This window comes from Mycobacterium sp. IDR2000157661 (genome assembly GCF_022317005.1).
Lineage (GTDB): Bacteria > Actinomycetota > Actinomycetes > Mycobacteriales > Mycobacteriaceae > Mycobacterium.
In genome coordinates this window covers 1586253-1609649 of sequence record NZ_CP081006.1, presented here as the reverse complement: position 1 = coordinate 1609649, position 23397 = coordinate 1586253, and the positions used below count along the sequence as shown (strand labels likewise).

20 protein-coding genes are annotated in these 23397 nt (G+C 70.1%); 15 read left to right on the top strand and 5 right to left on the bottom strand.

Annotated elements, in window-relative coordinates:
• Positions 1-48: 48 nt before the first annotated feature.
• The 3 genes from K3G64_RS08745 to K3G64_RS08735 all read left to right on the top strand — a co-directional run bounded on the left by K3G64_RS08745 (position 49) and on the right by K3G64_RS08735 (position 5112).
• Positions 49-2034, top strand: coding sequence for a molybdopterin-containing oxidoreductase family protein (locus K3G64_RS08745; protein WP_238949172.1), 1986 nt, complete (start codon positions 49-51; stop codon positions 2032-2034).
• Between the two features lie 88 nt (positions 2035-2122).
• The gene (locus K3G64_RS08740) at positions 2123-3289 is read left to right on the top strand and encodes a metallophosphoesterase (protein WP_238949170.1); all 1167 of its coding nucleotides are present in this window, start codon (positions 2123-2125) and stop codon (positions 3287-3289) included.
• Positions 3290-3294: 5 nt separating this feature from the next.
• On the top strand, positions 3295-5112 hold the full coding sequence (locus K3G64_RS08735) for a fatty acyl-AMP ligase (protein WP_370647127.1): 1818 nt from the start codon (positions 3295-3297) through the stop codon (positions 5110-5112).
• On the opposite strand, the gene K3G64_RS08730 is transcribed toward K3G64_RS08735, so the two are convergent.
• Both K3G64_RS08730 and K3G64_RS08725 read right to left on the bottom strand, forming a co-directional pair.
• A complete protein-coding gene (locus K3G64_RS08730) occupies positions 5099-5959 on the bottom strand; it encodes an endonuclease/exonuclease/phosphatase family protein (protein ID WP_238949168.1) in 861 nt (286 codons plus the stop codon). The two genes, K3G64_RS08735 and K3G64_RS08730, sit on opposite strands and share 14 nt — an antisense overlap.
• A gap of 32 nt (positions 5960-5991) precedes the next feature.
• A complete protein-coding gene (locus tag K3G64_RS08725; protein ID WP_238949167.1) occupies positions 5992-6963 on the bottom strand; it encodes an aldo/keto reductase in 972 nt (323 codons plus the stop codon).
• 230 nt (positions 6964-7193) lie between these two features.
• Between K3G64_RS08725 and K3G64_RS08720 the strand changes: the two genes are divergently transcribed.
• From K3G64_RS08720 to K3G64_RS08695, 6 genes are all read left to right on the top strand, one after another.
• The gene (locus K3G64_RS08720) at positions 7194-8312 is read left to right on the top strand and encodes an alpha/beta hydrolase (protein ID WP_238949166.1); all 1119 of its coding nucleotides are present in this window, start codon (positions 7194-7196) and stop codon (positions 8310-8312) included.
• 137 nt (positions 8313-8449) lie between these two features.
• Positions 8450-8869: a hypothetical protein gene (locus K3G64_RS08715; RefSeq protein WP_238949164.1), complete on the top strand. Its 420-nt coding sequence runs from the start codon at positions 8450-8452 to the stop codon at positions 8867-8869.
• A gap of 3 nt (positions 8870-8872) precedes the next feature.
• Positions 8873-10024 (top strand): flavin-containing monooxygenase, encoded by a 1152-nt coding sequence (locus K3G64_RS08710; protein ID WP_238949162.1) that lies wholly within the window; start codon positions 8873-8875, stop codon positions 10022-10024.
• 88 nt (positions 10025-10112) lie between these two features.
• The gene (locus tag K3G64_RS08705) at positions 10113-10817 is read left to right on the top strand and encodes a DUF899 domain-containing protein (RefSeq protein ID WP_238949160.1); all 705 of its coding nucleotides are present in this window, start codon (positions 10113-10115) and stop codon (positions 10815-10817) included.
• A 47-nt stretch (positions 10818-10864) separates the two neighbouring features.
• Entirely contained in the window at positions 10865-11521 is a 657-nt protein-coding gene (locus K3G64_RS08700; RefSeq protein ID WP_238949159.1) for a hypothetical protein, read from the top strand.
• A gap of 158 nt (positions 11522-11679) precedes the next feature.
• On the top strand, positions 11680-12660 hold the full coding sequence (locus K3G64_RS08695) for a hypothetical protein (protein ID WP_238949158.1): 981 nt from the start codon (positions 11680-11682) through the stop codon (positions 12658-12660).
• Between the two features lie 17 nt (positions 12661-12677).
• On the opposite strand, the gene K3G64_RS08690 is transcribed toward K3G64_RS08695, so the two are convergent.
• From K3G64_RS08690 to K3G64_RS08680, 3 genes are read right to left on the bottom strand one after another with little or no spacing between them, the layout of a single operon-like run.
• A complete protein-coding gene (locus K3G64_RS08690; RefSeq protein WP_238949157.1) occupies positions 12678-12932 on the bottom strand; it encodes a hypothetical protein in 255 nt (84 codons plus the stop codon).
• A 53-nt stretch (positions 12933-12985) separates the two neighbouring features.
• Complete coding sequence (locus K3G64_RS08685; RefSeq protein ID WP_238949156.1) at positions 12986-14446, bottom strand: protein adenylyltransferase SelO; 1461 nt, start codon at positions 14444-14446, stop codon at positions 12986-12988.
• 22 nt (positions 14447-14468) lie between these two features.
• Positions 14469-14723 (bottom strand): ANTAR domain-containing protein, encoded by a 255-nt coding sequence (locus K3G64_RS08680; RefSeq protein ID WP_238949155.1) that lies wholly within the window; start codon positions 14721-14723, stop codon positions 14469-14471.
• 211 nt (positions 14724-14934) lie between these two features.
• On the opposite strand from K3G64_RS08680, the gene K3G64_RS08675 reads away from it, so the two are divergent.
• The 6 genes from K3G64_RS08675 (at position 14935) to K3G64_RS08650 (ending at position 23353) form a co-directional block, all read left to right on the top strand.
• Complete coding sequence (locus tag K3G64_RS08675) at positions 14935-15453, top strand: nitroreductase family deazaflavin-dependent oxidoreductase (RefSeq protein WP_238949154.1); 519 nt, start codon at positions 14935-14937, stop codon at positions 15451-15453.
• A 117-nt stretch (positions 15454-15570) separates the two neighbouring features.
• Entirely contained in the window at positions 15571-16476 is a 906-nt protein-coding gene (locus K3G64_RS08670) for a mycobacterial-type methylenetetrahydrofolate reductase (RefSeq protein ID WP_238949152.1), read from the top strand.
• 29 nt (positions 16477-16505) lie between these two features.
• Positions 16506-17663: an FUSC family protein gene (locus K3G64_RS08665; protein WP_238949151.1), complete on the top strand. Its 1158-nt coding sequence runs from the start codon at positions 16506-16508 to the stop codon at positions 17661-17663.
• A complete protein-coding gene (gene hrpA, locus K3G64_RS08660) occupies positions 17641-21537 on the top strand; it encodes an ATP-dependent RNA helicase HrpA (RefSeq protein WP_238949150.1) in 3897 nt (1298 codons plus the stop codon). The genes K3G64_RS08665 and hrpA overlap by 23 nt, the downstream gene beginning before the upstream one ends.
• A 137-nt stretch (positions 21538-21674) precedes the next feature.
• The gene (locus K3G64_RS08655; RefSeq protein ID WP_238949149.1) at positions 21675-22478 is read left to right on the top strand and encodes a SigB/SigF/SigG family RNA polymerase sigma factor; all 804 of its coding nucleotides are present in this window, start codon (positions 21675-21677) and stop codon (positions 22476-22478) included.
• A 59-nt stretch (positions 22479-22537) separates the two neighbouring features.
• Positions 22538-23353 carry a glutaminyl-peptide cyclotransferase gene (locus K3G64_RS08650; RefSeq protein ID WP_238949147.1) on the top strand — a complete coding sequence of 272 codons (816 nt, stop codon included), beginning with the start codon at positions 22538-22540 and terminating at the stop codon, positions 23351-23353.
• Positions 23354-23397: the final 44 nt, after the last annotated feature.

Here is a 23397-nt window from a genome sequence, read left to right as displayed (position 1 = left end):
TCGCGAATGCAGGCGTGATTCTCCGCTGGCGAGAGTACGTTCTCTCCCATGCAGACGGTGCGTAGCTTCTGCCGCATCTGTACCTCGGTGTGCGGAATCCTGGTCGACGTCGACGGCGACCAGGTGCTGCGGGTGCGCGGTGATCAGGACCATCCGTTCTCGAAGGGGTACACCTGCGGCAAGGGCAGGGCGCTGCCGCTGCTGCACCATCACCCCGACCGGCTCGAACGTCCACAGATGCGGGTCGACGGCACCCTTCGAGACGCCTCGTGGGATGCGTGCCTCGACGACCTGGGCGCCAGGCTCAAAGACATCATCGACCGGCACGGACCCGAGTCGGTCGCGTTCTACTTCTCCACCATGGAAAGTGCCGGCTTCCGGATGGCCGAGGCTTTGCACGCGGCCATCGGCACGCCGGCCAAGTTCAGCCCGCTGACGATCGACGGCACCGCCAAGCCGTTGGTCTCCGATCTCGTCGGCGGCTTCATGGGGCTGTCCGGCCGCACCGACTTCGACAACGCCGACTTCCTCCTGCTCGTCGGGGTGAACCCGGTGGTGTCGCACGGCCACGCGATCTCGATGCCCAACCCGACGGGCACGGTGCGCGAGATCGCCAGGCGCGGCCAGGTCTGGGTGATCGATCCCCGCCGCACCGAGACGGCCCGACTGGCCACCGGTCACCTCGCGCCGCGCCCCAGCACCGATCACGCCGTGCTGGCCTACCTGGTGCGCGAATTGCTGCGCGACGGCATGAAGGCCGACGTGCCGCTGCAGGGTCTCGGCGACCTCGCGGCTGCGGTCGAACCGTTCACGCTCGAGCACACCGCGCACCTCGCCGACGTCGACCCCGAAGAGTTGACCCGGCTCGGTACGGCGGTGCGCGCGGCGAACTGCGTGGCCATCGAAACCGGCACCGGCGTCACCATGACCGCCGAGCGGGCCAACGTCACCCAATGGCTGGCCTGGGTGCTGATGATCCTCACCGGCGCGATGAACCGGCCGGGCGGCACCTGGTTCCACCCCGGCTTCGCCTACCAACTCGAGGCCTTCGGCGACCTGCTGCCGATCACACCGATCGACGGCGCCTTCGGTCCCGGCCCCCGCAGCCGACCCGAGGCACAGGCGTTCATCAACGAGTGGCCGTGCGCGGTGCTGCCCGACGAGATCGCGGCGGGCAACATCCGTGCGCTCATCAACGTCGGCGGCAGCCTGGTCACCAGCTTCCCCGAAACCGGCACGCTCGTGCCCGCACTGCAGCGGCTCGAGGTGTTCGCGACCACCGAGATCGTCGACAACGAGACCACCCGACTGGCCACCCATGTGCTGCCGACCAAGGATCCGCTGGAGCGGCCCGACATCACCATCCACGACATCCTCAGCGCCCGGGTGTCGGTGCAGTACACCCCGGCGGTGGTGGCGCCGGTGGGTGAGCGGCGCTCGATGTGGTGGGTGTTCGCCGAACTGGGCCGGCGGCTCGGTTATGACCTCGGCACGCTCGGCGACCCCGACCGCAGCACCGACGACGACGTGTTGACCGTCCTGCTGGCCGGCGCGCGGGCCAAGTACGACGAGGTGGCCGCCACCGGATGGGCCGACGCCGGGCGCGAACTGCCCGCCGCGTGGGTCGACGCGCACATCGAGCGGATGGGCGGCTGGCGTCTGGCGCCGCCGCTGCTCGTGGGCCAGCTCGCCGCGCTCGAGCCGCCCCCGCCGTTGGTGTTGGTGCCGCGCAGGCAGCGCAAGAAGCTCAACGGGCAACTCGACTTCCTCGGCGAGCCCGCCGAGATCCTGATCAATCCCGACGACGGCGCGGCAGCGTGCGTCGTCAGCGGCGCCCCCGTCACGGTGCGCAGCGCCAACGGGGAGATCACCGGCGTGGCCAAGCTCGACGAGGCGATGCGGCGCGGGGCGGTGTCGATTCCACACGGTCACCACGCGGCCAACGTCAACCGCCTCACCAGCAAGGACGACATCGACGTCGTGACCGGCATGGTGCGCTATTCCGGAATCGCGGTGTCCCTGCACCCGGCCTGACGCGTTCGTCGCCAAGGTCGCACTTCCGACCCGCCCGGCATGATGGAGGTACCCGTGCAACGCCGCGGGTGTCTGGCGAAGGGTGTGCATGTTCCTCGTTGTGCTCGGCACGGTCCTTGCCCTCATCCATCTCTACCTGTGGAAGCGACTGGTCAGGGACACGACGCGGCCGGGCCGGGCGCGGTGGATCCTCACCGTGGTGGTGATCGCGCTGGCCGCTCTGCTCGCCGCGGCGCTGATCCTGCCCAGGATCCTCGGACCGACCGAGACGACGTGGATCGCGTGGCCCGGCTACGTGTGGTTCGGTCTGGCCGCCTACCTGTTCCTCACCTCGCTGCTGCTCGAGCCGGTGCGGCTGGCCCTGCGCCGATGGGTTCGCCGGTCTCCGAAACGGGCCCAAACCCCCTCGGACAGTGCGACGCTCAATCGGCGGCTGTTCATCGCCCGCGCGTCCGCCGCGGCCGCGGGCGCCGCATCGGTCGGCCTCGTCGGCTACGGCGTCGCGACCGCCGTCGGCCCGCCCGACCTGCTTCGGGTTCCGGTGCGCCTGCGCAACCTCGATCCGGCGTTCAGCGGCTACCGGATCGCGGTGGTGTCCGACATCCACCTCGGACCGTTGGCCGGACGCGCGCACGCCGAGCGGATCGTCGAGATGATCAACCGGACGACGCCCGACCTGGTGGCAATCGTCGGCGACGTGGTCGACGGTACCGTCGAGCAACTGGGTCAGGCCGCGGAACCGTTGCGCGACCTGGTATCTCGCGACGGCGCCTACTTCGTCACCGGAAATCACGAGTACTTCGTCGACGATCCATTCGCCTGGCTGCGGGAGCTGAACCGGCTCGGGCTGCAGCCGCTGCGCAACGAGAACACCCAGATCCGGCGCGGCGCCGCGGTGATCAACCTCGCCGGTGTCAACGACTATGCCGGTGAATCCCATTCGGAGGCACCCGATTTCGATGCGGCGCTGTCCGGCCTGGCCGGCGGGTCGACGATCCTGCTCGCCCACCAGCCGGTCATGGTGGGCGAGGCGGCGGCGCGCGGCGTCGACCTGCAGCTGTCCGGGCACACCCACGGCGGACAGATGTGGCCGTTCCACTATCTGGTACGGACCGCGCAGCCGGCGCTGGCCGGGCTGTCGACGGTCGACGACACCCGGCTCTACGTCAGCCGCGGCGCCGGCTTCTGGGGGCCCCCGGTGCGGGTCGGCGCCCCGCCGGACATCTCCGTGCTGACGTTGCAGAGCACATCATGACGGGGGTGACACACGACGGGCTGCTGCGCATCGAGGACTGCCTCGATGCCGACGGCGGTGTCGAGGTGCCTGCGGGTGTCACGCTGATCTCGCTGATCGACCGCAACATCGCCAACGTCGGTGACGCGCCCGCGTACCGCTACCTCGACTACACCGGCACCGAAGACGGCCGACCCGCGGAACTGACCTGGAGACAACTCGGGGCGCGGCTGCAGGCGATCGCCGCGCGCGTGCAGCGGGTCGCCCGGCCCGGTGATCGCGTCGCCGTCCTGGCGCCGCAGGGCCTCGACTACGTCGCAGGCTTCTTCTCGGCGGTCAAGGCGGGCACCGTCGCGGTGCCGCTGTTCGCGCCCGAACTGCAGGGCCACGCCCAGCGACTCGACACCGCCCTGCGCGATTGCGAACCGTCGGCGGTGTTGACCACGACGGCCGCGGCGGCCGACGTGCACAGCTTCCTCGACGACCTCGACGGTGTCGCCAGGCCGCACGTGGTGCTGCTCGACGAGATCGAAGACACCGCCGACGACGACGGGTTCACCCCCGCGCAACTGCGGCTCGACGACGTTTCGCACCTGCAGTACACCTCGGGTGCGACACGCCCGCCCGTCGGTGTCGAGATCACGCACCGCGCGGTCGGCACCAATTTGATCCAGATGATCCTGTCGATCGACCTGCTCGACCGAAAGGTGCACGGCCTGAGCTGGTTACCACTGTTCCACGACATGGGGCTGTCGATGATCGGCTTCCCGGCCGTGTACGGCGGACACTCCACGCTGATGTCGCCGACGGCGTTCCTGCGCCGCCCCCTGCGCTGGATCAAGGCGCTGTCGAACGAATCACGCGACGGCCGGGTGGTGACGGCGGCGCCGAACTTCGCCTACGAGTACACCGCACAACGCGGACGTCCGGCACCCGGGGATGCGGTCGACCTGACCAAGGCGGTGCTGATCGTCGGCTCCGAACCCGTCGACATCGAGGCCATCACCGCATTCACCGCCGCCTTCGCGCCGTACGGGCTGCAGCACAACGCTTTCCGGCCGTCGTACGGCATCGCCGAGGCGACGCTGTTCGTCTCGACCATCCCGCCCGACGCCAGGCCGAGCGCCGTCCGCCTCGACCGCGACGCGCTGACCCGGGGGCTGGCGGTCCCCGTCGCAGCGGATGCACCCGACGCGGTGGCGCACGTCTCGTGCGGCCGGGTGGCACGCAGTCAGTGGGCCGTCATCACCGATCCCGCCACCGCGACCGAACTGCCCGACGGCCACATCGGAGAGATCTGGTTGCACGGGGACAACATCGGCCGCGGCTACTGGGGGCGGCCCCAGGAGACCCGCGACGTCTTCGGCGCCGAGCTCGTGTCCCGACTGGCTGCCGGCAGTCACGCCGACGGTGTTGCGCCGCAGGCGAATTGGCTGCGAACCGGGGACCTGGGCGTCTTCCTCGGCGATGAACTCTACGTGACGTGCCGTCGCGCCGACCTTGTCGTCATCGACGACCGCCAGCACTATCCGCAGGACATCGAGGCCACCGCCGAAACCGCGTCGCCCATGGTGCGACGCGGACACGCGACCGCGTTCACGGTGCCCGCCGCCGGCGGCACCGAGAAGCTCGTGATCGTCGCCGAACGCGCCACCGGCACCGGCCGGACCGACCCGGCGCCAGCGGTCGACGCCGTGCGGGACGCGGTGCTGGCGCGCCACGGAATCGCCGTCGCCGACGTCCGATTCGTCGCCGCGGGCGCCATCCCGCGCACCACCAGCGGCAAGCTGGCCCGCACGGCTTGTCGCGCGGAGTACCTCGGCGGCCGGTTCAGCCGTCGCTGACCAGCCGGCAGAGCAGCCCGAAGTGGTCCGACGGGAAGATCCGCGGATGTGACTGGGCGATCGGCTGTGTGCCGAGCAGATCGATGGCCGTCGGTCGCCAGGCCGATCCCTTCACCAGCACGCGGTCGAACCGGACGTGTCGGTCCTTGTTCGTGCTGTCGAGCCGCATCAGGTTGACCGAGGTGTCCTCGGTGTATCCCGGCTCGTCCGGGCGCAGCAGCGGCCAGACGTCGGTGAACGGCGCGGTGATCCGGGCGTTCTCGGCATCGCGCATGTTGAAGTCGCCCAGCACGACGGCGTCGTCGACCGTTCCCAGCGCGTCGAACACGTCACGGAGTTGGCGGGCGCGGAGGCCGGCGGAAGCCTTGCCGCTGTCGAGGTGCACCGAGCACACCGTCGTCGGCACTCCTGCCGCGACCACGTCCGCGCACAGGAAGCCGCGAAGCATCCTGCTGGACAACTGGATATAGGTGACGCCGCGCAGCGGCACACGGGACAGCAGCAACATCCCGTAGTCGCCGGCGCCGCCGCCGGTCACCGCGGCGCACAAGCAGTGCCTGCGCACCCACGGGTGGCTGAGCAGAATGTCGTGTGCGCGCGGCGTCACCTCCTGGAACACCATGATGTCGGGCTCGTGCCGCACCACGACCTCGCTGATCGCATGGTGACGTTCATCGGCGAAGTGGGCGTCGTTCCAGATGTTGAAGGTGGTCAACACCAATTCGCGGCGGTCGGATTCACCGCCTGTCTCGGCCCGCGTCCACCCGCGGTCGCCGAACGCCTCGACTGCGACGTCGCGGCGGCGCGGCGTCAGCCATCGACGAATGCTGGGGAGCACAGGACGCACGCCGTGCATTGTGCACGGAGGCGTACGGTCCCCTAGCGGCCCGCCACCTTCTCGCGGACCAGGTCGGTGAGGAACCGGGTCGCCGAGACGGGCCGAAACGCGCGCGCGGCGTCGGTCAACGCATCGCGCGCCCTGGCGTTGAGCTCGATGTCCGCCGCGGCCACGTTGAACTCGAGCTGCTCGACACTGGAGGCGCCCGGAATCGCGACCACGCCGGGCAGGCTGATCAGCCACGCCAACGCCACCTGCGCCGGCTTGGCCCCGACCTCCTCGGCGACGTCGCGCAGCGTCTGCAGCAGCGGTTCGGCGCGGCGCAGGTTCTCGGTCCCGAACAGCGGGTTCATCGCCCGCACCCCGCCGGGACGGTGGTCGACGCCGTAACGGCCGCCCAGCAGACCCTGGGCCAGCGGACTGTAGGCGATCACAATGCGGTTCTCCCGCTCGGCGAACGGCACCAGGTCATCGAGCGCCTGCGGGTGCGCCAGCGAGAAGTGCACCTGGTTGCTGACCACCGGCCGCCCGAGCGCTGCGTCGGCCTTGCGCCACCGGTCCAACGAATAGTTCGACACGCCGGCCGCGCCGATGACGCCGCTGTCGATCAGGTCGCGCAGACCCGGCATGATCACCGAGTCCGGTACCACCGGGTTCGACTGATGGACCTGGTAGAGCGGGATGCGTTCCAGCTGCAGGCGCCGCGCACTGGCCCGTGCGCGCCGCTTGACCACCGGCGGGAACGGTGCCACGGGAAACACCTTGCTGGCCACCGCCACGGTCGCGCGATCGACGCCGAGAGCCTCGCCCAGGATCCGCTCGCTCTTGCCGAAGCCGTACACCTCGGCGGTGTCGAACAGCGTGACGCCCAAAGATAACGATCGTCTAACGATGTCGCGGGCCGGCCCGGAGGCGTAGTTGTCGCCGTAACCCCACTCTCGGGAGCCGAACTGCCAGGTGCCGAGGCCGATCCGGCTGACCCGACCGACTCCGTCGACGTCGATGTACCTCACGTAGCCACCGTACCCACCGCGAGAACCCGGCCCGCGTTGGTTTTGCATCGAAGATGCCAGGGTATGCGAGCCGGACTTGGATAAACACCGGCGACCGCCGGGCTCGGAAAGGCGCGACATGCTCGACTTCATCTGCCCGTCCTGTGGACAGTTCAGTTTGGAAGAAGCCGCATGCGGGTCCTGTAGCGGTCGCGTCGGCGAGGCCGGCGCCGGTGTGGCGGAGTGACGCGATGAACCTGCTGCGTGCCCTGCACCCGATGGACGTCGCGATGGCGTCGACCAGGTTCTACTCCTCGCTGCCCGTGGTGGGCAGGCATCTCGAGCCGTTCGCGGGGCTCACCGCGATGATGCTCTACGGCGGTCACTACGCGCCCACGGCGCTGCGTGGCATGGTCACCCGCCGAATCGGGGGCAATCCGCAAGCGGCAGCCCCCGCCGATGCCGCCGGCGAGCCCGTCGCGATGGGCAAAGCCGGCCGGATACCTCCGTACCTGCGGTTCCGGGCACAGCGTCAGCGCTGCCTGTACCGCAGCTCGGTGCAGTACGGCAGCCATCCGGCCCAGTTGCTCGACGTGTGGCGGCTTCCGGATCTGCCCCCGGACGCGCCGGTGCTGCTGTTCGTCCCTGGCGGTGCGTGGGTGCAGGGCTCGCGCGTCATGCAGGGGCACACGATGCTGCACCATCTGGTCAAGCGCGGCTGGGTGTGCCTGACGATGGATTACCGGGTGTCACCCGTGCACCGCTGGCCGCGGCACATCCAGGACGTCAACGCCGCGATCGCTTGGGCACGTGCCAACGTCGACAAGTTCGGCGGTGACCGGGACTTCGTCGCGGTCGCCGGGTGTTCGGCGGGTGGCCATCTTGCCGCGCTGGCCGGCCTGACCCCGGGCGAGTCCGCGTTCCGCGGGGAGCTCGCCGAGGACGCCGATACCTCCGTTGACGCGGTCGTCGGCATCTACGGCCGCTATGACTGGCAGGACCGCTCCACCCCGACGCGGCAGAACTTCCAGAACTTCCTCGAACGAGTGGTGGTGGGCCGCAGGCAGTCGCGTCATCCCGGAGTATTCGAGGCGGCCTCGCCGATGGCGCGCATCCACGCCGACGCACCGCCGTTCTTTCTGATCCACGGCGAGCACGACACCATCATCCCCGTGGGGGAGGCACGCCACTTCCACCGGGAACTGCGCTCGGTGTCGCGAAACGCTGTGCACTACAGCGAGATTCCGCGCGCGGGGCACGGATTCGATCTCGTCGACTCGTCACACGCCCGCCGCTGCGCGGTCGAGGTGGGCAACTTCCTCACCGGGATCCACCAGCGTCGCCGGGTTGCCCACGCCGTCGCAGGCTGACCCTCAGGTCCGGTACACGTCGGCCTGCGGGGGCGGGCAGATGCCCATCGTCGTCGCGGCCCTCACAGCGAACATCTGCACACAACCGCATTCCTGCCGGTGACGGCTCAGCGGTGACCGAGTGGGGAGGGACACCAATGCGAATCGTCGTCACCGGAGTATCCGGCAACGTCGGAACCGCGCTGCTGCGTCGACTTGCCGCCGAGCCGCCGGTCGGCCGCGACGACGTGGCCAAAGTGCTTGGCGCGTGGCCGATCCACGTCCCGTCGGCGCTGCTCGGCCCGCTCGTCGACCTGAGCTGGCGGGCCCGTCTGCAGCCGATCGACAGGGGCTGGCTGGACATGGCGTTCAGCGTTCCGCTGCTCGATTGCGACCGGGCGAAGCGTGAACTGGACTGGCAGCCACGATGGTCGTCGGTCGACGCGCTGGCCGACGTCATCAAAGGGGTGTCGCAGCACGCCCACACCGATAGCCCGCCACTGCGGCGCCGGTCGATGCTGGACCAGCTGCAGCGCGACCTGACACAAGGTCTGCTGACCACCCGTCGATTGCCGTAGCCGATGCACGAGCGGGTGGTCGTGGTCGGCGCGGGCCCGTGCGGGCTGGCGATAGCGCGCCAACTGCGCCACGAGCAGGGGATCGATGCGCTCGTGGTGGACCGGGCCGACGCCCCCGCGTCGTCGTGGCGGCGGCTGTATGACGGGTTCCGGCTGAACACATGCGGCTACTGGTCGCATCTGCCCGGCCAGCGCATCCCGCTGCGGTATGGACGCTGGCCGGGGCGCGACGACATGGTCGCCTACTTCGAGGACTATGTCCGGCAGCAACAGCCGCGACTCCTCTTACGCACCAAGGTGATTCGCATCGACCGCGACGACGCGGGGTGGCTGGTGCACACCGCAGGCGCGCCGATCCGGTGCGCGGCCGTCGTCGTCGCGACGGGCAACTACCACACGCCGGAGCTGCCGCCGTGGCCGGGAGCCGACGCGTTCACCGGTGAACTGCTGCACTCCGCGCACTACCGCAACGCCGGGCCGTTCGCCGGCCGCGACGTGCTGGTGGTCGGGGCGGGCAACTCCGGCACCGACATCGCGCTGCAGCTCAGTGACGGTGTGGCGGCCCGGGTGCGGATGGCGGTGCGCACGCCGCCGCATCTGGTACCGCGCGCGGCCGCCGGGATCCCCGTCGACGCGTTCTCCCGCGCACTCGACCGGCTCCCGGTCCCGGTGCTCGACGGCGCCGCGGCGGTGCTGCGCCGAATGTGGTTCGGCGACCTGGAAGGCGACGGTCTGCCGCCACCTCGGCAGGGCATCTACACCGCGCTGCTGGAGGAGGAGCAGATCCCGACGATCGGGGATGAACTGGTGCCGCGGATCAGGGCGGGGCGGATCGGCGTCGTGGCGGCGGTCGCGTCGTTCGACGGGGACCGGGTGGTGCTCGCCGACGGGACATGCCTGACCCCGGACGCGGTGATCGCCGCGACGGGATACCGGCGTGGCCTCGAACCGCTGGTCGGCCGGCACGGAGTGCTGGACGAGGACGGCAAACCGGTGGTCAACGGAGTGCCTGCCGCGACACCGGGACTGTGGTTCGCCGGGTACGACGAACCGCTGATCGGGCCACTGCGGTCATTTCGGCTGCAGGCCTCGCCGATCGCCCGCGAGATCGCCTCGTGGGTCGGCGAAAACGAGCAACTGATTGCGCGAACCTGATTCGCCGGGCAAAGCGATGCAGCGAAGCGATGAGTTCCGCTCGCTGCGTCGGTCAGCATCATCAGTGACCGACAGTGAGAGGAACACCATGGCGATCGATCCCGCTCCCACTACGCCGGCCGCGCTGCCGCCGGTCGTCGACCCCGAGACCTGGCGTGCCGCGCTGGAAGACCTGCGCCGACGCGAGAAGGCCGCCACGCGTGAGCTGGACGCGATCGCCGCGCAGCGCCGCCGCCTGCCCATGGTGCAGTTGCCCGATTACACCCTGGTGGGTGCAGACGGCCCGGTGCGGCTCGCCGACGTCTTCGACGGCCGCTCGCAGCTGATCACCTACCACCACATGTGGACCGACGGGGCCGAATGGCAGTGCGGCGGCTGTACCGGGTTCACCTCGCAGTTCACCCGGCTGGAGTTCCTCGACAGCTACGACGCCCGCTTCGTCGTCGTCACCAACGGCCCCATCGAGGAGGCGCTGGCCTATCGCGCCAAGGTCGGCAACAAGATGACCTGGTACTCGTCGGCGGACAGCTCCTTCGGGGCCGACGTCGACGCCCCACCCGGCGGCGGCTTCGCGGTCAACGTCTTCCTGCGGGACGGCGATACCGTCTACCGCACCTGGCACACCAACGGGCGCGGCACCGAACAGCTCAGCCACTCGTTCGCGCTGATCGACCTGCTGCCATGGGGACGGCAGGAGGAATGGCAGGACACCCCGCCGGGCTGGCCGCAGCGGCCGACCTACTCCGGCTGGCTGGACTCGCCCGACATCGCGCGCATCTACGGCCACGCCTGACATCAGCGCTTCCTCGCCGCCTCCCACAGCGGTGGCATCCTGGCGTCATGGGCATCGTCATCCGCCTGGCCGAGCTGCTGCTCCTGCTCGTCCCGCTCGCCGGCGTGCTGTACGGCGGATGGCGCGCGTTCGGAGCCGCCCGCAACCGCCAGAGTCCCCCGCCCGAGCTTCCCGAGCAGGCAGCCGACCGCCCGACCGCGTCGCCGGCCGTGCAGTGGCAGGCGGTCACCCGCGCGGTGAAGGCCCACGATCAGACCGACACCCGTTGGCTCGAGTACGAACTCGACATCGCCAAGCTGCTCGACTTCCCGCAGATGACCGACATGCGCAATCCGCTGACCGAGCGGTTCCACCGCACGAAGGTCCGCGCTGACCTGCTGCGGCCGGCGAAGGCCGAGGACCTGGTCGACGACGCGGACACCGCACGCGAATACGTCGACGCCGTCACCGACTACGTCACCGCGTTCGACGCCGCGGAATCCGAGGCGATCCGGCGTCGGCGCAGCGACTTCTCCGCTCCCGAACAGCAGCGCATCGCCCGGGCCCAGACGATGCTGCGCGTCGCCACCGACACCTCGGCCACCCCGCAGGAACGCGAACGCGCCTACGACCAGGCCCGCCGGGAACTCGACGGTCTGCTCGCGCTGCCGGAGCCGGCCCGCCTGGCCATCGAGCGCGGTATCGCCGGTGAACTCGACCGCTGAGCGCCTCGATTCTGCTGCAACGGATTTCACGGTGATGAGCAGCGGATACGACGGTCGTCGGGCACCCGCTGCTCGACGTGGGCACGGGTCGCGGATAGCGTCGGTGTGGCCCGGGTTGACGTCGCTTCGTCGCGGGCCCGGCGAACGGGAGGGCGAGATTGACTGAGTTGGCGCAACGCACGTCGCCGGAGGATGAATCGACCGCTCCTGCCGGGGAATTCGACGACGACGAATCGGCGCAGGGCGCCGAACCCGGACGCGACGACCACCGGCCCAGGCGGATCACCACCGCCCGGGCGCAGAGGGGCTCGGTGTGGGTACTGGCCGCCGGCCTGACGGTGCTGGTCATCGCACTGATCGTGATGCTCAGCCCCGGCGAGACCGGTTCACGCGCGGACTGGTTCTTCGGCGCGGCCGTCTTCGCGCTCGGTCTGGTGACGGTGTGGCAGACGCAGTCCATCCATCGGCGTGCGGCCCGCCACGCAGCCGAGGCGGCCGACCGGCTGCGCGCCGAACTCGCGGCCGCCGAGATGCGGTCGGCGCGCCAGCTGGCGCTGCTGCGGGCGCTGCACGAAACCGAGCGGGAGGCGCAGCGCGAACTGGCGCGCGCGGACCTGGAGGCACACCGCAACCTGGCCCGCGCCGAACTCGAGGCGCAGCGGGAGCTGGCCAGGGTCGAGCGCGGCCACCTGCTGGCCCAGCAGCAACGGCTGGCCACCACGGAGGTGTCGCGCGCGGTCCACGCCCAGACCCACTTGCTGGCGGTGCTGTGGGAGGAGGGCGCCCGCATCCTCGGCATGCCCGACCGTGCGGCCCGCGAGGAGGCGATGCGGCCTGTATTCGAGCGCATCGGCCAGGCGGTGCGGGACTTCTCGCTCGAGTTCGCCAACGCGCAGTCACTCGTCCCCGACGACCGGCTGAGCCACGTCCTGTTGGACGTCAACGAGGCCGTGCTGGCCGCCATGCGGGTGGCCGAGGACACCTACGTCGCCGTGGTCGACGGCCAATCGCCGGACCAGGAGGCCGTTCACTCAGCGCAGCGACTGCTGCACGATCGTGCGGCCGAGGCCCGCCACCTGGCCTGGCAGCTGCTGCGGGCCAGCCTTAACGACTCTGTGCCGAGTGCCACCGACGGGTAGCCGGCGCTGATGGGTGCCTAGAACGGTGGACGCGGGTACTCCGGCGGCGGGATCGGTGCATGCGGGTACGGCGGCGGGGCCGCGACGCACAGCCCGGTGTCGACGTCGAGGGCCTTGCCGGGGACGCAGAATGACGCGCAGCCGTAGATGACGCCCGTCTGGCCGACGGGGCAACAGCAATTGCCGGGCTGAGCGTTGGCTACCGCCGGCACCACTCCGGCCGACAGCGACACCCCCAGCAGTGCTGCCGTCACGAACCGTCGCACAGTCATCTTCGACTCCCCACCGTTGCTTCCCGGGAATGACGTTCAGTCTATGTGCGGGGTCATGTTCCGCAGAAGGTTCGGTACTTCCCGAAGTCCTCGGGCGCCGGCTCGGCGTAGCGGCTCAGGGCCGGCCGTTCGTCGTAGGGCGCGGTGACGGCGTCGAGCAGTAGCCGCACCGGCGCGAGGTCACCGTCGGTGGCCGCGGCCAGTGCCTCCTCGACGAGGTGGTTGCGCGGGATGTAAACCGGGTTGACGCGGTCCATGACGCCGGCGTCGGGTTCCAGCGCGCGCCACCGCGCCAGCCAGCCGTCGAACGCGGCCAGGTCGAGGAACAGCCCCCGCACGGGCTCGGCGTCCCCGCGGGCGGCCGTGCCGAGGTGGCGGAAGAACGAGGTGAAGTCGACGTGGCTCTGCTGCAGTTGCGCGATCACGTCGTTCATCAGCGGCACCGCCGCGTCGTCCGGAGTGGCCGGCGCAAGCCCCAGCTTGGCGCGCATCCCGTTGGCCAGCGCGTCCTGATAGAGCTCGCCGAAGCGGCCGAGGCTGGCCTGCGCGACGGCCAGCGCCTGCTCCTGGTCGTCGGCGAAGAGCGGGAGCAGGGCTTCGGCGAGCCGGGCGAGGTTCCACGCCGCGATCGTCGGCTGGTTGCCGTAGGCGTAGCGGCCCCAGGAGTCGATCGAGCTGAACACCGTCTCCGGGTCGTAGGCCTCCATGAACGCGCACGGCCCGTAGTCGATGGTCTCGCCGGAGATCGTCGTGTTGTCGGTGTTCATCACTCCGTGCACGAACCCGACCAGCATCCACTGCGCGATGAGCGCGGCCTGCGCGGCGATCACCGCGTCGTACAGCGCGACGTAGCTATTGTCGGCTGTCGCGGCCCGCAGGTGATGTCGCGCGATGGCGTGGTCGGCCAACCGGCGCAGCACGTCGACGTCGCCGGACGCGGCGGCGTACTGGAACATCCCGACCCTCAGGTGGCTGCTGGCGACGCGGGCGAGCACCGCGCCCGGCAGCGGTGTCTCGCGCTGCACCTGGCGGCCGGTGGCGACGACGGCCAGCGACCGCGTCGTCGGGATGCCAAGCGCGTGCATCGCCTCGCTGATGACGTACTCGCGCAGCATCGGCCCGACCGCGGCGAGCCCGTCCCCGCCGCGCGCGAACGGCGTCGCGCCCGAGCCCTTGAGATGCAGGTCGCGCAGCTCGCCGCTGGTGGTGGTGAGTTCACCGAGAAGCAGCGCGCGGCCGTCGCCCAGCCGCGGGACGTATCCGCCGAACTGGTGGCCGGCGTACGCCTGGGCCACCGGCGTCGCGTCGCCGGGCACCAGCGTGCCGGTCAGCAGGCGCACGCCCTCCGGTCCGCGCAGCCACTGCACGTCCAGACCCAGTTCGCCAGCCAACGGCTCGTTGAGCACCAGCAACTGCGGGGCGGGCGCATCCTCGGCGCGCCAGCGCACCGCCAGCTCGGGAAGCTCGCGGGCGAAGCGGTCGCCGAACGAGACGGTGGTGGGGGCGACGCTCACACTGTCCACCGTACGGAGCGCGTCATCCCGCGGCCGCAGTCGACGAGGCGCCGAGTAACGCGCCCCATTCGATCATCACCGCGCGGCCTGCCGACGTTTCGTCGTATCCGCGGCACCCCGCGGCGGCGTTCACCAGCGCTTCCGCCAGGGTGAACACCGGCACCTGGTGCCGATGCGACACCCCGATGATCTCGTGAAACGCCTCGTCCGCGCTGCAGTGGCGCAGCGCGATGAGAACGCCTTCGGCGGTGTCGAGCCCGCGTCGTCCGTACATCATGTGAACCCTTGTAGTTGTCGAGGCTGATCGCGATCGTGGTCAGCCGCTGAGAATCGACCGTGACACGGGGCTTACCGGCGGACATGGGTCGCAAACACGCCGGCGTCAAAATGTCGCTGAGGATCGACGCCCGATCGCCGAGGTGTCGCCGTGACAGCGAGCGGCGTGCCTTTCACTTGTGTTGGCGCAATCATTGCGGTACCACAAGAGAATGGCTGCGCAGACGGGTGGGTGGGGTGCGCGACTGGCGGCGCTCCTCGGTGGCAGCGCGCTGCGCACGCGCCGTCTTATCCGGGCGCCGATCGGGGTGTTCCGGGCGGGCTTCGGATGGTTGTTCGCCGACCGCCTGCTGATGCTGGAGCACGTCGGCCGTCGATCCGGGCGGATCCGCCGGGTGGTGCTCGAGGTCATCGGTCGTCCGGAACCGGACGTCTACGTCGTCGCCTCGGGCTTCGGTGACCGCGCGCAGTGGTTGAAGAACATCAGAGCGAACGGACGGGCGGCGGTGTACACGGCGACTCGACGGGCTGCGCCCGCCAATGCTCGGATCCTGCCCGCCGAGGAAGCCGCCCGCGCGCTCACCGATTACATTGCGCGGCATCCGAGGACCTGGTCGGTGCTCAAGCCCGTGTTCGAAGACACGCTGGGGCACCGGATCGAGGACCTCGGCACGGCGATGCCGGTCGTCGAGTTCCGGGCCGGGAGCGGGTGCGGAGTCGGCCCGCGCTGACGTCGACCGCCGGGGAGTTTGCGCCGGTCTGTATGGTGATGCACCCAGGGGAGCGCGGATAGTGGTCATCGAGGACCTGCCGCGCGGCGGGAAGTACTGGTCTAGAGGAGCAACCTGGTGACGCTGAACACCATCGCACTCGAACTCGTGCCGCCGAATGTCGAGCGCGGGCACGAGCAGGCGCTGGAGGATGCGCACAAGGTGGTGCGCTGCTCGGCGGAGACCGGCCTCGACGGCAGGATCCGGCACGTGATGATCCCGGGGATGATCGAAGAGGATTCCGGCCGGCCGATCGAGATGAAGCCGAAGATGGACGTGCTGGACTTCTGGTCGATCATCAGGCCGGAACTCGCCGGCATGAACGGGCTGTGCACCCAGGTCACCGCGTTCCTGGACGAACCGGCGTTGCGGCAGCGGCTGACCGACCTGGCCGGCGCCGGCTTCGACGGCATCGCCTTCGTCGGGGTGCCCCGCACGATGAACGACGGGGAGGGCTCGGGCGTCGCGCCCACCGATGCGCTCTCCCTCTATGACGGTTTGGTGCCCAACCGCGGGGCGATCCTCATCCCGACCCGCGACGGCGAACACGGCCGGTTCAACTTCAAGTGCGAGCAGGGTGCGACGTACGGCATGACCCAGTTGCTGTACTCCGACGCGATCGTCGGGTTCCTGCACGAGTTCGCCGACAAGACCGACCACCGGCCCGAGATCCTGCTGTCGTTCGGTTTCGTACCGAAGCTGGAAACCAAGGTGGGTCTGATCAACTGGCTCATCCAGGACCCGGGCAATACCGCAGTGGCCGAGGAACAGGAGTTCGTCAAGCGGATGGCGGCCAGCGACCCCGGTGAGAAGCGCAAGCTCATGCTCGACCTGTACAAGCGCGTCATCGACGGGGTCGGCGATCTCGGTTTCCCGCTGAGCATCCACTTCGAAGCGACCTACGGCGTGTCGGTTCCGGCGTTCCAGACCTTCGCCGAGATGCTCGACTACTGGGCACCCGACAAGGGCCGGGCGTCCGTTTGAGTCGGTCTTGAGCGGGAACGCGCGGTTGAGTGAGAAACACATTGGCCGCCCGGCTCCGGCGCAGCGCAACTGGGCTGCGACCCGATCGTGAGACCGCACTGGTGGTGGCGAAGGCCGTGCTCGCGGCGACCATCGCGTGGAACCTCGCCACGTGGGTGATCGGCTCGCCGCATGCCACCTTCGCGGCGTTCTCGGCACTGATGCTGGTGGAGGTGACAGTCGCAGATTCGATCGCCAAGGCCGTCCGCTACATCGCGGCGATGCTGCTGGGCATCGGCATGGTGGGCGCCACCGTGTGGGTCTGGGGTGTGGCGCTGTGGCTGTTCCCGGCGATGGTGCTCGTCGCGCTGGCGATCGGGCGGTGGCATCGGCTGGGCGCCCAGGGGATCAATGTCGCGGTGGCGGCGATCTTCGCCTACGGCGCCTTCGAATCGCCCGCGGCGAACACACCTAACGGCCCGCTGCCCGAGATCGCGGCCATGGTGCTGTTGGGCGCCACCGTGGCGCTGACGGTGAGTCTGCTCATCGCGCCACCGCTGAGGTACCGCAGCGCCCGGTATGCCGTCGAGTCGCTCAGTGAGTCGCTCGACGAGTTGCTGTCCGACATCTGCGATGGGCTGACCGGTGAAGATCCTGGCGCGGACGTCGACCGGGACTGGCGCCGTCGCGCCGACGCTGTGGTCAACATGGCGGCGCAGGCCCGCCACACGGTCGACCACGCGGTGCGCACGACCAAGCTCAACCCGCGACGGTTGCTGGCCGGCGATCGCACCAGCGTCATCGGCCACCGAGTGACCGTGCACACCCTGGAACGGATCGCCGAGCAGCTACGCGGCGTGATCACCGGCCTGGTCCGCGCCGTCGAGCGCAGCGAGGTGTCGCCTCGGCACGACGAGTTCCTGCGCCGCTACGGCATACTGCTGGCCACGACACGCGACGCGGTGACGGCCGCAGGCGCGATGCACTCCACCGAGGACTTCACCGGTGAACCGCTCAGCGACGAAGCGCGGCGCTGCCGGCGCGCCCTCGGCGAACTGACAAGGCACGCTCATGGCCGTCGACTGGACGAGCCGACCCAGTGGGCGGTCTACGGCGGCCTCTACACCGACGCCGAGCGCCTGTGCGAGGAGGTCGAGTCCGCGCGCGACGCCTATTGTGACCCGAGTGTCAGAACCGTCCGTCGCTGAATTGCGTTCGCGCCTCGACGGCCTGACGATCCGCGACGCCGCGCGCCTCGGTCGCCGGCTCAAGCAGGTGCGCGGCCCCGCGCCGGAGAAGCTCGCCCGCATCGCCGACCAGATCGCCGCCGCCGAGGCGCTGGTGGCGACGCGCATCGCCGCACTGCCAATGGTCACCTACCCTGACCTGCCGGTCAGCGCGCGCCGCGACGAGATCGCCCGGGCGATCACGGACAACCAGGTGGTGATCGTGGCCGGCGCGACCGGTTCGGGCAAGACGACCCAGCTGCCAAAGATCTGCCTGGAGCTCGGCCGCGGCGTGCGCGGCACCATCGGCCACACCCAGCCGCGCCGCCTGGCCGCCCGTACCGTCGCCCAGCGCATCGCCGACGAACTCGGCACTCCACTGGGTGAAACCGTCGGCTACACAGTCCGATTCACCGACCAGGCCAGCCAGCGCACGTTGGTCAGGCTGATGACCGACGGCATCCTGCTCGCCGAGATCCAGCGTGACCGCCGGCTGCTGCGCTACGACACCCTGATCCTCGACGAGGCCCACGAGCGCAGCCTCAACATCGACTTCTTGCTCGGCTATCTGCGCGAGCTTCTGCCGCGCCGGCCGGACCTCAAGGTCATCGTCACCTCGGCGACGATCGAACCGGAACGCTTCGCCGCACACTTCGAGGGAGCGCCGGTCGTCGAAGTCTCCGGTCGGACCTACCCAGTCGAGATCCGCTACCGGCCACTGGAAGTCGTCGCGGCCGCCGACGTGGGTGACGACCCGGACGATCCCGACCACGAAGTGGTGCGCACCGAGATGCGCGATCAGACCGAGGCGATCATCGACGCCATCGGCGAGCTCGAGGCCGAACCGCCCGGCGACGTGCTGGTGTTCCTGTCGGGCGAGCGCGAGATCCGCGACCTTGGTGAGGCATTGCGCGCCGTTGTCGATAACAACACCGAGGTGCTGCCGCTCTACGCCCGGTTGTCCACCGCCGAGCAGCAGCGGGTCTTCCAGCCGAGTAGCGCCAGCCGCCGGATCGTGCTCGCCACCAACGTGGCCGAGACGTCGCTGACGGTGCCCGGCATCCGCTACGTCGTCGACCCCGGCACCGCCCGCATCTCGCGCTACAGCAGGCGGACCAAGGTGCAGCGGTTGCCGATAGAGCCCATCTCGCAAGCGTCGGCCGCCCAGCGCGCGGGCCGGTCCGGCCGCACCGCGCCGGGGGTCTGCATTCGCCTGTACTCCGAGGACGATTTCGCCTCGCGGCCCCGCTACACCGATCCGGAGATCCTGCGCACCAACCTCGCGGCGGTCATCCTGCAGATGGCGGCGCTGAATCTCGGTGCGATCGAGACGTTTCCGTTCCTGGACCCGCCGGAGCGGCGCAGCATCCGAGACGGCGTGTTGCTGCTGCAGGAACTCGGCGCGTTCGACGCACAGGAGGTGATCACCGAGACCGGGCGACGGCTGGCCCGGTTGCCGGTCGACCCGCGGATCGGCCGGATGATCCTGCAGGCCGACGCCGAGGGGTGCGTGCGCGAGGTCCTCGTGCTGGCCGCGGCACTGTCGATCCCCGATCCCCGTGAGCGTCCCGTCGACCGCGAGGACGCCGCCCGCCAGAAGCACGCCAGATTCGCCGACGAGCACTCGGATTTCATTTCCTATCTGAACCTGTGGCGCTATCTAGGTGTGCAGCGAGCGGAATTGTCGGGCAACGCGTTTCGGCGCATGTGCCGCCAAGAGTTCCTGCACTACCTGCGGATTCGCGAGTGGCAGGACCTGACCGGTCAGTTGCGCGGCATCGCGGGGGATCTCGGCATCCGAGAGTCCGACGAGCCAGCCGACCCCGTCGCCGTGCACGCGGCGTTGCTAGCCGGCCTGTTGTCGCACATCGGGCTGCGCGAGGGTGATACTCGCGAATACGCGGGCGCGCGGAACTCGAAGTTCGTCCTCGCGCCCGGTTCGGTGCTGACCAAGCGGCCGCCGCGCTGGATCGTCGTCGCCGACCTCATCGAGACCAGCAGGCTCTACGGCCGCATCGGGGCGCGCATCCAACCGGAGATGGTGGAGCGGATCGCGGGTGACCTGGTGCAGCGCACCTACAGCGAGCCCCACTGGGATGCGCAGCGCGGCGCCGTCATGGCGTTCGAGCGGGTGACGCTGTACGGGTTGCCGTTGGTGCCGCGCCGTCGGGTCGGGTATTCGCGCGTCGACCCCGAGGTGTCCCGCGAGCTGTTCATCCGGCACGCGCTGGTCGAGGGCGACTGGCAGACCCGGCACCACTTCTTCCGCGACAACACGAGGCTGCGCGCCGACCTGGAGGAGCTGGAGGAGAAGGCGCGCCGCCGCGACCTGATCGTCGGCGACGAGGAGATCTTCAGGTTCTACGACGCCCGCGTGCCCGCCGAGGTGGTGTCGGGGCGGCACTTCGACGGGTGGTGGCGCAAGCAGCGGCAGCTGACCCCGGACCTGCTCACCATGACCCGCGACGACCTGTTGCACACCGAGGACACCAGCGAGCAGCCGGACGCATGGCAGGCAGGTGATCTGGTGCTGCCGCTGACGTACCGGTTCGAGCCGGGTGCCGCCGACGACGGGGTCACCGTACATGTGCCCGTCGAGGTGCTCGCCCGGCTCGGCCGCGACGAATTCGCCTGGCAGGTACCGGCTTTGCGGGAGGAACTCGTCACTGCGCTGATCCGGTCGTTGCCGAAGGGCCTGCGCCGCAACTTCGTCCCCGCACCGGACACCGCGAGGGCGCTGCTGGCCGACATCACGCCGGAAGCCGGGTCGCTGCTGGAGGCGGTGCAGCGCGGACTACACCGCCGCACCGGCATCCTCGTGCCGATCACCGCGTTCGATCTGGACAGACTGCCTGCGCACCTGCGGGTCACCTTCGCCGTCGAAGCCGCTGACGGCACCGAACTCGCCCGCGGCAAGGACCTCGAGGTGTTGCAGGACCAGCTCGCCGCGCCGGTGCGCCGAGCCGTCGCCGAGGCGGTCGCCGGCGACATCGAGCGGACGGGGTTGCGGGGGTGGCCCGACGACCTGGCCGAGCTGCCGCGCAGCGTCGAGCGCACCGTCGGCGGGCACGCCGTGCGCGGCTACCCAGCGCTAATCGACGCGGGCACTTGTGTCGACGTGCACGTCTTCCCGACCGCGGCGGAGCAGGACGCCGCAATGCGACCGGGCACCCGCCGTCTGCTGCGCCTGTCGATCCCGTCACCGGCCAAGGCCATCGAGCGTGGGCTGGCCCCGCGTACCAAGCTGGTCCTCGGCGCCAATCCCGACGGGTCGCTGCAGGCGTTGCTCGACGACTGCGCGGACGCGGCGACGGACATGCTGGTGTGGAGACCCGTGTGGAGCCGCACCGAGTTCACCGCGCTGCGCGACCGCGTGGCCGCCGAGCTGGCGTCCACCACCACGGGCGTCGTGGCGCGGGTCGAGAAGGTGCTGGCCGCAGCCAACGACGCCGAACTCGCTGTGCCCGGCACACCGCCGCCCGCCCAGGCCGACGCTATCGCCGACATCCGCGGCCAACTCGACCGGCTGCTGCCTCGCGGCTTCGTCACCGTCACCGGGGCGACGCGCCTGGCTGATCTGCACCGCTACCTGCTGGCGGTCGGCAGGCGCCTGGACCGGTTGCCGCACGGCGTCGGCGCCGACCGCGACCGGATGCAGCGCGTGCACGCCGTGCAGGACGCCTACGACGACCTGGTCAGCGCTTTGCCTCCGATGCGTGCGGCGGCCGCCGACGTCCGCGACATCGGCTGGCAGATCGAAGAGCTGCGGGTCAGTCTCTGGGCGCAGCAGCTCGGCACCCCGCGCCCGGTCAGCGAACAGCGCATCCGCCGGGCCATCGACGCCGTGCGGCCCTGACCGCCGAGGTCGTCCGCCGCGCGAAACCTTCGCCGCCGATCCCGGCCAATCCACGAACGCCTCACCGGTTCCGGGTGTCCACCTTTATCAGCCTGCGGGGAGATGGGTACGTGCGCGCAACGCAGAGAGGAGCCCGAATGACGCGGACCCGACCACGGTCAGCGCACACCGGCGTGCGCTCCCCTGATCCCGACTACCGCGACGTTCCCGAGTTGCTCGGGAAACTGGCTGTTCTGACCGTAGGTTCGTTCGAACACCGCAGCCTGCGGGAATACATCGTGCGTCGTTGCCTGCCGCTGGCCGAGCACATCGCCCGCCGCTACGACGGACGCGGCGAGCCCCGCGACGACCTGGTGCAGACCGCGCGGCTGGGGTTGCTCAACGCCATCGACCGGTTCGACCCCGACTCGGGCAGCGACTTCCTTTCGTTTGCCGTGCCCACGATCATGGGCGAGGTCAAGCGTTACTTCCGGGACAGCGGTTGGGCGGTGCATGTACCGCGTCGGCTCAAGGAGTCGCGGGCCCAGGTGACCAGCGCGACCGCCGAGCTCAGTCAACGCCTGGGCCGCGCGCCCACCCCGACCGAGTTGGCCCGCGAACTGGGCATCGACCGTCAGGAGGTGGTCGAGTCCCTGATCGCCGCGCAGTGCTACCAGACCCGGTCGCTCGACGCGCCCGTCGGCGGCAACGACGACGACAGCCCGGCGATCGTCGACCGGCTCGGCGACCACGACTCGGGCATCGACACGGTCGAATTCCGGGAGGCGCTGCGTCCGCTGGTGGCCGAGCTACCCGCGCGCGAGCAGGAGATCCTCACCATGCGATTCTTCGGGTCGCAGACCCAGACGCAGATCGCGAAGAAGCTGGGGATCTCGCAGATGCACGTGTCCCGCCTGCTCGCCAGGTGCCTGAATCAGCTGCGCGACGGCCTGACCGCTTGATCGGCCCGAACTCACCGCGATCGCAGCGCGGGATTCCCCGCATCGGGTAGGCATGGCGTATGCGCGCACCCCACGCGCGGCGCCTAGCCGCATGTCTGACCGCGACCGCCATGCTCCTCGCCGCGGCCTGCACCGGGTCACCTCCCGCCGCCGAGAGCGACACGCCGACTCAGCCCGCCCCGGCGCCGGTGATCAGGCCGACCGTGCTCGGCGAGATTCCGCATGACCCGACGGCGTGGACTCAGGGCCTCGAGTTCGACGGGTCGGCGCTCTACGAGGGCACCGGCATCGCGGGCCGGTCGCAGGTGCGGGAACTGGACCCGGCCACCGGCGAAGTTCGGCGTGCAGGTGCCACGCCGAACGACTACTACGGCGAGGGGATCACCGTCGTCGGCGACCGGATCTGGGAGCTGACCTGGCGCGACGGCGTCGCCGTCGAGTGGGACAAGGCCTCGCTTACCCCGCTTCGCGAGGTCCCGGTCGCCGGCGAGGGCTGGGGGCTGTGCGACGACGGCGCCCGACTGGTCCGCAGTGACGGCACCGACCGCCTGCGCTTCCACGACCCGGCGACCTTCGCAGAGACCGGATCGGTGGCGGTCACCCGCGACGGCCGACCGCTGGGCAACCTCAACGAGTTGGAGTGCGTCGACGGTCAGGTGTGGGCCAACGTGTGGCAGACCGACGTGATCGTGCGCATCGACCCGTCGACCGGACAGGTGAACACCGTCGTCGATGCCACCGGGTTGTGGCCCGGCCAGGCCGGCGACCGCGGCAAGGTGCTCAACGGCATCGCCCACATCGCCGGTGACGAGTACCTCGTCACCGGCAAGATGTGGCCGTCGATGTTCCGGGTGGGTCTGAACCCGCCGTCCTAGGTGTTGTCGGCGGTTAGGCGGATCGCGGGGTTTGCGCGGGCGCG

Bases quoted from the DNA above. Each gene is read 5' to 3' on its own strand.
- K3G64_RS08745 (WP_238949172.1), top strand. From the start codon at position 49: ATGCAGACGGTGCGTAGCTTCTGCCGCATCTGTACCTCGGTGTGCGGA.
- K3G64_RS08740 (WP_238949170.1), top strand. From the start codon at position 2,123: ATGTTCCTCGTTGTGCTCGGCACGGTCCTTGCCCTCATCCATCTCTAC.
- K3G64_RS08720 (WP_238949166.1), top strand. From the start codon at position 7,194: ATGAACCTGCTGCGTGCCCTGCACCCGATGGACGTCGCGATGGCGTCG.
- K3G64_RS08715 (WP_238949164.1), top strand. From the start codon at position 8,450: ATGCGAATCGTCGTCACCGGAGTATCCGGCAACGTCGGAACCGCGCTG.
- K3G64_RS08710 (WP_238949162.1), top strand. From the start codon at position 8,873: ATGCACGAGCGGGTGGTCGTGGTCGGCGCGGGCCCGTGCGGGCTGGCG.
- K3G64_RS08705 (WP_238949160.1), top strand. From the start codon at position 10,113: ATGGCGATCGATCCCGCTCCCACTACGCCGGCCGCGCTGCCGCCGGTC.
- K3G64_RS08700 (WP_238949159.1), top strand. From the start codon at position 10,865: ATGGGCATCGTCATCCGCCTGGCCGAGCTGCTGCTCCTGCTCGTCCCG.
- K3G64_RS08690 (WP_238949157.1), bottom strand. From the start codon at position 12,932: ATGACTGTGCGACGGTTCGTGACGGCAGCACTGCTGGGGGTGTCGCTG.
- K3G64_RS08680 (WP_238949155.1), bottom strand. From the start codon at position 14,723: ATGATGTACGGACGACGCGGGCTCGACACCGCCGAAGGCGTTCTCATC.
- K3G64_RS08675 (WP_238949154.1), top strand. From the start codon at position 14,935: ATGGCTGCGCAGACGGGTGGGTGGGGTGCGCGACTGGCGGCGCTCCTC.
- K3G64_RS08655 (WP_238949149.1), top strand. From the start codon at position 21,675: ATGACGCGGACCCGACCACGGTCAGCGCACACCGGCGTGCGCTCCCCT.
- K3G64_RS08650 (WP_238949147.1), top strand. From the start codon at position 22,538: ATGCGCGCACCCCACGCGCGGCGCCTAGCCGCATGTCTGACCGCGACC.